Origin of the sequence: Siccirubricoccus soli (genome assembly GCF_024178315.1) — a bacterium.
In the GTDB taxonomy this organism is placed as follows: Bacteria; Pseudomonadota; Alphaproteobacteria; order Acetobacterales; family Acetobacteraceae; genus Siccirubricoccus; species Siccirubricoccus soli.
On record NZ_JAMZIK010000148.1, the window covers coordinates 1 to 11,136 of the forward strand.

The window sequence follows — 11,136 nt, forward strand, 5'->3', positions numbered from 1 at the left end:
GCGCCCCCGCCCCGCCGACCCGCGCCGCCCCGACGGCCCCGCGCCGGGCGGCGCGGCCGAGGCCGAGCCATTCCGAAGGCGAGAGGCCGAAGCCCAGCACCGCCAGCAGCAGGGTGAGGGACAGCAGCATCCCGTCCCCGATCAGCGTGCCGAGCGGGCCGAAGCTGCCCTCGGCCAGGCGCTGCAGCCCGCCGCCGAGGATGTTGCCTGCCGCCCCGCCCGGGGCGAGGCCCTCGGCCGGCCCCGGCATGGGCGCCAGGGTAAGGGCGGCGGCGAGCGCTGGCATGCCGGCCAGCAGCGCGGCGAGTCGCGCGGGGAAGAGGCTGAGGCCGCGCTGCGTGGCCAGCCGCCAGGCCCAGGCCAGCAGGGCGAGGCCGGGCAGGGCGGCGGCCCAGCCGAAGCCCTGCAGCAGCATATCCGCCAGCACCGCCCCGGCTGGCCCGGCCAGGTTGACGGGCGGCTGGGTGGTGGCGGTGGAGAGCGAGGGGTCGGCCGGGCTGTAGCTGGCCAGCGCCACCAGCAGGGCCAGGCCGGCAAGGCCCGAGACCAGCCCCAGCACCTCGAACATCCGGCGCCTTATGGCGGCGCGGACGGCGGGGGAGGCGAAGCGGCGGACGCCGGCAGAGGCGCGGTCGGAGGAGACAGAGGCGGCGCGGGGCATTCCGTTCGACTGGCTTGAGGTTCCGCCGCAGATATACACGCGAACCGCTTGTGCCGGGACGAAAATTCCATCGGGCGCCCGTCTCGGCCCAGGAGACATAGAAGGGCGCCGGCCCTGCGGCCGGCGCCCCTTGCCCCGCCTGTGGCGGGCGCCGCCTTCAGAAGACGCGGCTGATGGTGAAGAGCACCCGGCCCTCGCAGACCCGCTGCCCCTGGTCGGCCCGCTCCGCCACGGCGAAGCAGTCGGCCCGCTTGATGGTGGTGCCGTACCAGCCGAGCGAGGCGGTCACGCCGCCGACGATCTCCCGCGACACACCGATGGAGTACCAGAGATAGTCCGGCGCGCCGAAGTAGCGGCTGCCATCGGCGGCGGTGTTGCGCTGGATCCACTGGTAGCCGACGCGGGCGGAGGCGGTGAAGTCCAGCGGCAGGGTGACGTCGGCGCCGCCCTCGACGTAGTAGCCTTCGCCCGAGCGGCCGAAGAAATTCGGCGAGTAATTGAAGGCGCCGAGCAGCTTCACGGCATCGATGGTGTAGGAGGCCTTCAGCGAGACCTCGTGGTATTCGTTGAGCTGGGTGCCGCCCGGTTTGTCCTGGCCCGGGTAGAAATAGCCGATATAGCCGAGGTCGAAGGAGATGCCGGCGAGCTCGAAGCGGTAGCCGGCGAGGGCGTCCAGTTCCTGCCGCGTGTCGTTGTACGGGCCGGCGAGGAATTTGGCGTTGCTGATGAAGCCGCCGATATAGACGCCGCTTTCATGCTGCACGTCCAGCGTGCCCTGGAACGCCCAATTGTTCCGGGTCTGGCTGATGCCGCGGAACAGGTAGTCGCTGGCGATGGCGGGCGTGACCGTCACCGTCAGGCCGAGGCTGTCGATGGTGGTCTGAGCGGTGGCGGGCACCGCCGGCAGGACCAGCGCGGCGGCGGCGAAGAGCCAGCGGCGCAGCCGGCTGGCGAGCGGGGAACCTGGTTCGGAGTGCGACATAGACCTTCCTGTGCGCATGGCTGCTCATGGCGGGGTGCCATGGTGGCTGGCTCGGTTGAGGGCGCCGTACCCGGCGCTCGGGCGGTGGCTCCCCGATCGCCGTAGCAAGGACCGGGCCGCGCTCTAGCATCGGTCCCATATAAAGCTGAAATAAAAATGCCATAAATTTAGGCAAAACGCCATGCCATCGCGGAAGATCAGGGCAGGGGCAGGGTCGAAGCCAAGCGGGTTGCGCGCAGCGCTGCCGGCCGTGCGATCAGTACTGAGCCGGGGGCAGGTCCGCGGGCTGTACCGGTACGGTCTTCTGTATCCGTTGCAAGATGCAGGAAGCGGTATCTTGGGCGGTATTGTGCGGCCGGCGAGCCGCAAAAAAAACGCCGCGCGGCGTGCCGCGCGGCGTCCTTCGGCCTCCGGCGGGGCCGCGGCCCCGCCGGGTCCGGAACTCAGGCCAGCCGCTCGCCGTGCTGGGTGACGTCGAGGCCCTCGCGCTCCTCCTCCTCCGCGACGCGGAGGCCGACGACCACATCGGTGACCTTCAGCAGGATGAAGGTGCCGATGGCGGTGAAGACGAAGACCGCGACCGTCGCGTAGAGCTGCAGCAGGAACTGGTCGAAGGAGCCGCTGATGCCCTCCGGCGCGGCGCTGGTGGCCGAGAGCGGGCCGAAGGCGAAGACGCCGACCAGCAGCGAGCCGACGATGCCGCAGACGCCATGCACGCCGAAGGCGTCCAGGCTGTCGTCATAGCCGCACATGTGCTTCAGGGCGGTGGCGCCCCAGTAGCCCGCGAGGCCGGCGACCACGCCGATGATCAGCGCCGGCACCGGCAGCACGAAGCCGGAGGCCGGGGTGATGGCGACGAGGCCCGCCACCGCGCCGGAGATGGCGCCGAGGACGGAGGGCTTGCCCTTCGTCGCCCACTCGGCGAACAGCCAGCCGAGCGCGGCGGCGGCGGCGGCCACCTGCGTCACCAGCATGGCCATGCCGGCGCGGGCACCCGCCCCCCCCGCCGAGCCGGCGTTGAAGCCGAACCAGCCGACCCAGAGCATGCTGGCGCCGACCACGGCGAGGGCCAGGTTGAAGGGCGACATGTTGTCGGTGCCGTAGCCGAGGCGCTTGCCGAGCACGATGGCCGCGACCAGGCCGGCGACGCCCGCATTGATGTGCACCACCGTGCCGCCCGCGAAGTCGAGCGCGCCGAGGCCGAAGATCCAGCCGTTCGGGTGCCAGACCCAATGGGCGATCGGGGAGTAGATCAGCAGCGACCAGAGGATGGAGAAGACCACCATGGCGCTGAACTTCATCCGGTCCGCGAAGGCACCGGTGATGAGCGCCGGGGTGATGATGGCGAAGGTCATCTGGAAGGTCAGGAAGACCGTCTCGGGAATGGTGAAGGCCACCGCGCCGTCGCCGCTGCCCAGGGTGAAGGGCTTGTCCCAGTTCTCGGCGAGGCCCGCGAGGAAGAGGCGGGAGAGGTCGCCGATATAGGCGCCGCCCTCGCCGAAGGCGAGGCTGTAGCCGGCCACCATCCACACCACCGAGATGATGGCGGCGAGCGAGAAGCTCTGCATCATGGTGGCGAGCACGTTCTTCTTGCGCACCATGCCGGCGTAGAAGAGGGCGAGCCCCGGGATCGTCATCAGCAGCACCAGGGCGGTGCTGGTCAGCATCCAGGCGGTGTCGCCGGTATCGATCTTCGGGCCGTCCTGCGCCAGCGCCGGCGCGGCGGCTAGCAGCATGGCGGCCGCGGTGGCCAGGCCGCGTACGGGCATCCTCATCGTATCTGTCCCCTGTATCCTGTCCGCTATGGGTCGGGCGCGCGTCTCTGTCAGTGGCCTGCTGATCCGCTCCGTCCGCCGGACATCCGGCGAACCGCGCGGGCAGGACACTAGAGCGCGGCCGTGTCGGTCTCGCCGGTGCGGATGCGGAGCGCCCGCTCCACATCCAGCACGAAGATCTTGCCGTCGCCGATCTTGTCGGTGCGAGCCGCCTTCGCCACCGCCTCGATGACGCCGTCCACCAGATCGTCCGGCACCACGACCTCGATCTTGATCTTGGGCAGGAAGCTCACCTGGTACTCGGCGCCCCGGTAGATCTCCGTCTGTCCCTTCTGGCGACCGAAGCCCTTCACTTCCGTCACCGTCAGCCCCTGCACGCCGAGCGGGGTGAGCGCTTCGCGCACCTCGTCCAGCTTGAAGGGCTTGATGAATGCCATCACCAGCTTCATCTGCCCGTTATCCTCCTTCGGTCCGGCTGGTGACGTGCCTTCAATTCCCGTGCCACGGCGGAACCCGGCGGAGTTCCGCGATTCCTTGCGCCAGCGGGCAGATCTGCCCGTTATTTGGGCAGCATTGGGCAGGAGGCAGGCATGCCGGGCGCCTGGCCTGGACGGCGCGGCCTTCCCCTGCGAGTGTCCGGCATGAACCACGCAGAAGAGCTTGCCGTCTGCATCCTCGGTGCCGGGCCGGTGGGGGCCAGCTTGGCCGCCACCCTGGCCGGGGCCGGCCTGCCCACCGCGGTCATCGACCAGGCGCCGCTGCCGCCCATGGAGCTGCCGGAGTTCGACGGCCGCGCCTATGCCATCGCCCTCGCCTCGCAGCGCCTGCTGGCCGGGGCCGGCATCTGGGACCACCTGCCGGAGCCGCCCTGCCCGATCCGGGCGATCCGCGTCGCCGATGGCCGCCCGGGCGAGCCGGCCTCCCCCCTCTCGCTGCATTTCGACGCGGCCGAGCTCGGCGACGAGCCCTTCGGCTGGATGGTGGAGGCGCGCGGCCTGCGCGTGGCGCTGAACGCCCGGCTGCCCCTGCTGCCCAACCTCCGCGTCTTCGCCCCTGCCCAGGCCGAGGTGACGCGGAGGCCGGAAGGCGTGCGCATCCTGCTCTCCACCGGCGAGGAATTGCGGGCCCGGCTGGTGGTGGCGGCGGAAGGCCGCAACAGCAAGCTGCGCCGCGAGGCCGGCATCCGCTGCGCCACCATCGACTACCGCCAGATCGGCATGGTCGGCGCCTTCGCGCATGAGAAGCCGCACGGCAATGTCGCGCTGGAGCAATTCCTGCCCAACGGCCCCTTCGCGCAGCTGCCGCTCTCCGGCCCCGGCGGCTTCGGCACGGCCGCCTTCCCGCATGCCTCGGCCTTCGTCTGGGCGGACCGCACGGCGATCGCGCGGCGCATGCTGGCGCTGGACGACGCCGCCTTCGCGCGGGAGCTGCGGCGGCGCCTCGGCGGCCATCTCGGCGCAGTGCGGATGATCGGCCGGCGCTGGTCCTACCCGCTCTCCGCCCTGCAGGTGGAGCGCTGGATGGACACGCGGCTGGCGCTGGTGGGGGACGCGGCGCATGGCGTGCATCCCATCGCCGGGCAGGGGCTCAACCTCGGCTTCCGCGACGTGGCGGCGCTGGCCGAGGAAGTGGCCGCCGCCTGGCAGGCCGGCGAGGATCCCGGCGCGCCGGAGGTGCTGGCGCGCTACCAGGCGCGGCGGCGGCCGGATACGCTGCTCATGCTCTCCGGCATGCATGCGCTGGAGCGGCTGTTCGGCAACGACATCGCGCCCATCCGCTGGGCGCGCCGGCTGGGCATCGCGGCGGTGGACCGGATGCCGCGGTTGAAGCTGGCCTTCGCGCGGCAGGCGATGGGCCTGGCCTGAGGCGCCCTGGCCTTGCCGTCGCCGGTGCGCGGCGGGCGGCGCAGCGCTGCCGCATGCGCCGGCAAGGCCTCATGCGGCTGCCGCGATGTAGCATGAATGGCTGCAGTCCTGCCCGATAGTTCGCAAGACAGCTATTTCCGCGTGAAAGTCGTTACAGCCTGAAATCCCCGCCCCCGGCAAACCCAGCCATGGCGCGAAAAATTCTCCTGAATATCGCGCACTGATTGACGAACCGTATCAAAGCGGATAGTCGCCTAAGGGGGAATGGAGTGGGTTTAGAATGCGGGGGAAGCGTCTTGCGCTGCTCGTGAGCTGTGCGCTGCCGGCCATGGCCCTGGCGCAGCAGGCATCGGCGCAACCGGCACCGCCGCCCTTGCGGAACCCGGTGGACCTCGCCGCCCCGCCCGCCACGCCGCGCCTCGCCCCTTCGGTGGAAGGGCCGCCGCTCCGCCGGCAGGAAGGTCCCGGCGCCGCGGTGGAGCTGCACATCGGCACCGTCCGCATCACCGGCAATGAGGCGATCGAGGAGACGCAGCTCGCCCCCGCCATCGCCGGCCTCGCCGACAGCACCGTGCCGCTGGCGCGCATCGAGGAATCCCGGCTCGGCATCCTCCGCGCCTATCGCGATCGCGGCTTTCCCTTCGCTGCGGTGAATGCCGGCGTCACCCGCCGCCCCGACAGCAACCTCGTGGACCTCACCTTCGCCGTCACCGAAGGCTTCATCGCCGAGGTGAAGCTGGAAGGCGATGCGGAGAATATCGGCCCCGCCGGCACCCAGGTGCTGCGCTTCCTCAACCGCCTCATCGGCGTCCGCCCGGTCAGCACCGCGGCGGTGGAGCGCGCCCTGCTGCTCGCCTCGGACATCCCCGGCCTCACCGTCCGCGGCACGCTGCGGCCGCTGCAGACGGAGCCCGGCGCGCTGCAGCTCGTCGCCCAGGTCGAGCGGAAAGCGGTCTCCGGCTACGTCAACATCGACAATCGCGGCTACCGGCTGGTCGGGCCCTGGCAGGGGCTGTTCGTCGCCGGGGTGAACTCCCTCACCAGCTTCGGCGAGCGGACGGAGCTCTCCTTCTTCGGCGCGCCGAACAGCACGCAGTGGTTCGCCCAGGCCTCGGTGGAGACCTTCCTCGGCGGCTCCGGCCTGCGCATGCGGCTCTATGCCGGCACCGGCGAGACGCGGCCCTCCGGCTCGCTGCGGGAGATCGGCTATTTCGGCCGCACCACGGTGGGCGGCGTCGGCCTCACCTATCCCATCGTGCGCAGCCGGCCCTTCAACCTCTACGCCGTCGGCAATTTCGACTTCTTCGAGAGCGAGGTGGAAACCGGCACCAGCGGCCGCACCCGCGCCAGCCGCGATGCCATTCGCATCCTTCGCGCCGGACTCGACGCGCAGCTGCTGGAAAGCTGGCTGCCCTGGTTCCCTGCCGCCACCACCTTCGGCAGCATCCGGCTGCACCAGGGCGTCACCGGCCTCGGCGCCACCCGCAACGGCTATCCCCTCTCCGGCCGCAGCGGCGGCGAGGATTTCGGCTTCCGCAAGCTCACCGGCGAGATCCAGCGCACCCAGCCGCTCTTCTCCCCCTTCGAAGGCTCGCTGCTCAGCGTGCAGGCGCTCTTTTCCGGTCAGTACAGCGACGATGTCCTGCCGCAGGCGGAGAAATACTATGTCGGCGGCAACCGGCTCGGCCGCGGCTACTACGCCGGCCAGATCACCGGCGACAAGGCCTGGGGCCTGGCGCTGGAGCTGCAATTCGACCTGGGTTTCGAACTGCCGATCACGCCCGCCCTGGGCAACAACCGCTTCGCGCCGCAATTCTACATCTTCCGCGACATCGCCCGCACGGTGGAGAACCGGCGCGACGACCCGAACCGCCGCATCGCCTCCTGGGGCGGCGGCGTCCGGCTGCTGATCAGCGATGCGGTGCAGTTCGACCTTGAGGGCGTGCATCGCGATGTGCGCCGGCCGGACGGCGCGGCGGCCGATGCGCTGCACGAGACGTCTTTGATCTTCCGCACGCTGGTCCGCTTCTAGGACCGGTCGGTGGGCATGGGACGCCCGGCCGCCGGCCGGGCCATGAGGGGTGGGCCGATGGCCGGTGCGAGCATGACGGGCAAGCGCGCGCTCAGGGCGTGGCTGCTGGGAACGACGGCGCTGCTGCCGGCGATCGGCGCCGCGCAAGCGCAGAGCGTGGCGCCGAACGCCCGGCCCACCGGCGGGCAAGTGGTGGCCGGCAGCGCCAGCATCAGCCAGTCCCCCAACACCACCACCATCCACCAGACCACCGACCGCGCCGCCATCAACTGGCAGAGCTTCAACGTCGGCAGCCAGCAGAGCGTCAATTTCCAGCAGCCCTCCGCCTCCTCCTGGACGCTGAACCGCGTCGTCACCTCGGACCCCTCGGTCATCGCCGGGCGCATCACCGCCAATGGCGGCGTCGCCATCGTCAACCAGTCCGGTGTCGTCTTCGCCCAGGGCGCGCAGGTGAATGTCGGCAGCCTCATCGCCTCAGCCGCCAACATCACCAACCAGAACTTCATGAATGGCCGGATGGTGTTCGACGGCGCGCCCAACCCGGGCGCCCGCGTCGAGAACCATGGCGAGGTGACGGTGGCGGATCGCGGCCTCGCCGCGCTGGTCGGGCCGCGCGTCGCCAATACCGGCACCATCCGCGCCCGCCTCGGCCGCGTGGCGCTGCAGGGGGCAGAGACCTACAGCCTCGACCTCGCGGGCGACGGGCTGCTCTCCATCGACGTCACCCAGGCGGTGCGCAGCGCGCCGGACGGCAGCGCCGCCCTCGTCACCAATTCCGGCGTCATCGACGCCTCTGGCGGCTCCGTGCTGATCTCCGCCAGCGCCGCCTCCGGCCTGGTGGAGGATCTGGTGCGCAACACCGGCCGCATCAGCGCGGCGACCGATGGCGGGCGCACCGGCATGGTGGCGCTGCGGGCGGAAGGCGGCAATGTCCGGGTGGAGGGCAATGTCGCCGCCACTGGCGGGGCTGGGCAGCGCGGCGGCAGCGTCTCGGCCACGGCCAGCGGCACGGTCACGGTGGCGCAGGGCGCGCGGGTGGATGCCTCGGGCGGCGCCGGCGGCGGCGGCGTGGCCATCGGCAGCACCCGCACCCGGGCGGCGCGGGTGCAGGGCACGGTCACGGCGCGCGGCACCGGCCAAGGCGCCCGCGGCGGCAGCGTGGCGGTGCAGGCGACGGAGAGCGCCAGCGTCGCCGGCAGCGGCAAGGTGGACGTCTCGGGCAAGGCCGGGGGCGGCGATATCCGCCTCGGCACTGCCGGCTTCGGCCGCAACCAGCCCGTGGCGGCCAACACCACGCTGGAAGAGGGCGCCCGCCTCGTCGCGGATGCGACCGCCAGCGGCAATGGCGGCACCATCGCGGTCAACAGCTCGGCGCTCACCACGGTGCTCGGCACGCTGTCCGCCCGCGGCGGGCCGCAGGGCGGCAATGGCGGCTTCGTCGAGGTCTCGGCGCTGGCCGGGATCCGCGCGCCGAACCTGCTGGCGGCGGTGGATGTCGGCGCGCCGGCGGGGCGCGCCGGAACCCTCTCGCTCGACCCCGATGTCATCACCATCGCCGCCGCCGGCAGCGCGGCCCCGGGCGACGTGGCAGCGGGCGACGATCCCGGCACCACCCTGACCCTCAGCGCCGCCAGCGTCAGCGCCTTCGACGGCGACCTGGTGCTGGAAGCGGTCCAGACCATCAACGTCAATGCCGCCATCAACAAGGCGAGCGGCGACCTGACGCTGCGCACCACCGGCACCACGGGCACGCCGGGCATCTTCGTCAATGCCGTCATCACCCTGGGCGCGGGCGGCGAGACGCCCTCCGGCGGCGCGTTGACCCTCGCCTCCGCCACCGGCATCACCGTGGGCGGCGCCATCACCGTCTTCAACGGCAGCGCCACGCTCACCGCGGCGACGACGTTGGCGATCAACGAGGCGGTGACGGCGGCGGCCAGCAGCACCTTCACCGGCACCGACGGCATCAGCCTCCAGAAGGCGGTCAACGTCGGCGACGCCAATGCGCTGACCCTGCGCTCGGACGGCGCGATCACCGCCGATGCCGCCAACGGCATCATCACCGCCAACACCCTCATCGTGCAGGGCGCGACCGGCGCCAATGCCGGGGCGGTGACGCTGGAAGCGGCGAACGCCATCAGCAACCTCAGCGTCGCCTCCTCCGCCGCGGTCAGCGTGGTGGCGGCGAATGCGCTCACCGTCACCGGCCTCACCGCCGGCGGCGCGGTGCAGCTCCGCACCGGCATCGGACTGCTCACCATCGCCGGCGACATCGGCAGCGGCGGGTCGCTGATCGACCTGGAAGGCGCCGGCGGCATCTCGATCGGCGCGCATGTGAATGCCGGCGCCAGCCAGGTGGTGCTGCGCACCGGCGCGGGTTTCGACAACCCCGGCGGCACGGCGACCATCAGCGAGACGGCCAGCGGCCGCATCACCGCGGGCTCGCTCGCCGCCTCGGCCGGTGGCGACATCACGCTGGACAACAGCCTGAACGCCTTCGCCAGCCTGGCCGCCGGCCGCAACCGCGGCGGCACCGGCAGCCCGACCCGCGCCGTCACCTCCAATGGCGGCAACGCCACCATCGTCGCGACGGATCTCTCGATCGATGCCCCGGTCGTCCTCGCCGACAGCGCCGCCTTCCGGGCGGACACCACCGGCACCCTGACGGTTGCCGCGACGGGCGGGATCGATGCCGGCAGCGTCGATCTCAACAGGAGTTCCGGTACCGGCACGGCGACGCAGATCCTAGGCGCTGTTCGCGCCCGCAGTGGCAATCTGGAGATCGCCAACCTCACCGGGGACCTCACCACCGGCGGCACCGGCACGCTGCGGGCCGATCTCGGCCAGATCAGCGTCAGCACCTTCGGCGCCCTGACCATCGGCGCGGCGGTCACCGCCGATGCCGGAAGGATCTTCCTGGAAAGCTCCGGGCTGACGACCATCGGAGCCAAGGTCACCGGCAGTTCCAGCGGCATCGAGATCCGCGCCGGCGATCTCGACATCGGTGACCGCGTCGCTGCCCCCGATGGCGAAATCAACATCCGCACCGTCAGTCCCGGCTTGGTCATCGGGATCGGCGGCGACCAGGGTGGCGGCGACCCGGCGGGGATCTACCTCAACGCGACCGAGCTCGGCCTGCTGGGGGGCAGCGGCGCGAGCGGCGGCACGGTCGCAGCGACGCGGCTGCGCTTCACCCCGGTCGGCGCCGACCTGACGGTGCTTGGCGACGTGGCGCTGCGCGGCCGCGTTGGCGTACTCGAGATCGAAGGCGTCGCCAACGTCCTGCACAGCGGCGGCAACATCGATGTCGGCCGGGTGGTGGTGAAGGCCAGCGGCAATGTGGACCTCGCCCGCGCCGGCGCCAGCAACCGCATCGACGAGCTGGCGGCCGCGAGCAGCGGCGGCGGCACCATCGCCGTCAGCAGCACCGACCCGCTCGCCACCACCCTGACCATCGTCAGCGACAGCAGCAGCGGCGTGAGCGGCATCGGCGGCACGGTTACGCCAAGCGCCGTGACTCTCACCGCCCGGGCCCTGGCGCTGCAGGCACCGGTCGCCGCCACTGCCCTCAGCCTCACGGCGACCACCGGCGGCATCACCCAGTCCGCGTCCGGCGTGGTGAATGCGGGCAGCCTCACCGCCACGGCGCAGACCGGCGTGGCGCTGGCCACGGCGAACAACGCCACCACCGGCAATCTCATCGGCAGCGTCACTGCCAGCACGGCGACCGGCGGGGTCGCCCTTTTCTCCCGCGGCGCGCTCACCGTGGCCACTGGCGGCGTCACCGTCGCCAGCTCGGGCGGGGTGGAGCTGACGGGCAC

General features: G+C 71.7%; 7 protein-coding genes. 3 read left to right on the forward strand and 4 right to left on the reverse strand.

Annotated elements, in window-relative coordinates:
- From NJ376_RS21485 to NJ376_RS21500, 4 genes are all read right to left on the reverse strand, one after another.
- The coding region (locus NJ376_RS21485) for a DNA translocase FtsK 4TM domain-containing protein (protein WP_252955335.1) at positions 1–661 on the reverse strand (661 nt) is incomplete at its 3' end.
- Positions 662–818: 157 nt separating this feature from the next.
- The gene (locus NJ376_RS21490; protein WP_252955336.1) at positions 819–1,643 is read right to left on the reverse strand and encodes a TorF family putative porin; all 825 of its coding nucleotides are present in this window, start codon (positions 1,641–1,643) and stop codon (positions 819–821) included.
- A 443-nt stretch (positions 1,644–2,086) separates the two neighbouring features.
- Positions 2,087–3,418, reverse strand: coding sequence for an ammonium transporter (locus NJ376_RS21495; RefSeq protein ID WP_305880013.1), 1,332 nt, complete (start codon positions 3,416–3,418; stop codon positions 2,087–2,089).
- A 110-nt stretch (positions 3,419–3,528) separates the two neighbouring features.
- Positions 3,529–3,867, reverse strand: coding sequence for a P-II family nitrogen regulator (locus NJ376_RS21500; RefSeq protein ID WP_252955337.1), 339 nt, complete (start codon positions 3,865–3,867; stop codon positions 3,529–3,531).
- Between the two features lie 192 nt (positions 3,868–4,059).
- On the opposite strand from NJ376_RS21500, the gene NJ376_RS21505 reads away from it, so the two are divergent.
- The 3 genes from NJ376_RS21505 to NJ376_RS21515 form a co-directional block, all read left to right on the forward strand.
- Complete coding sequence (locus NJ376_RS21505) at positions 4,060–5,283, forward strand: UbiH/UbiF/VisC/COQ6 family ubiquinone biosynthesis hydroxylase (protein ID WP_252955338.1); 1,224 nt, start codon at positions 4,060–4,062, stop codon at positions 5,281–5,283.
- A gap of 280 nt (positions 5,284–5,563) precedes the next feature.
- Positions 5,564–7,315: a ShlB/FhaC/HecB family hemolysin secretion/activation protein gene (locus NJ376_RS21510; RefSeq protein ID WP_252955339.1), complete on the forward strand. Its 1,752-nt coding sequence runs from the start codon at positions 5,564–5,566 to the stop codon at positions 7,313–7,315.
- A 57-nt stretch (positions 7,316–7,372) separates the two neighbouring features.
- A partial coding sequence (locus NJ376_RS21515) for a two-partner secretion domain-containing protein (RefSeq protein ID WP_252955340.1) occupies positions 7,373–11,136 on the forward strand: 3,764 nt, incomplete at its 3' end.

Excerpts from the sequence above, each read along its gene's own strand:
- NJ376_RS21495 (WP_305880013.1), bottom strand. The coding sequence starts at position 3,418 with ATGAGGATGCCCGTACGCGGCCTGGCCACCGCGGCCGCCATGCTGCTA.
- NJ376_RS21505 (WP_252955338.1), top strand. The coding sequence starts at position 4,060 with ATGAACCACGCAGAAGAGCTTGCCGTCTGCATCCTCGGTGCCGGGCCG.
- NJ376_RS21490 (WP_252955336.1), bottom strand. The coding sequence starts at position 1,643 with ATGTCGCACTCCGAACCAGGTTCCCCGCTCGCCAGCCGGCTGCGCCGC.
- NJ376_RS21510 (WP_252955339.1), top strand. The coding sequence starts at position 5,564 with ATGCGGGGGAAGCGTCTTGCGCTGCTCGTGAGCTGTGCGCTGCCGGCC.
- NJ376_RS21500 (WP_252955337.1), bottom strand. The coding sequence starts at position 3,867 with ATGAAGCTGGTGATGGCATTCATCAAGCCCTTCAAGCTGGACGAGGTG.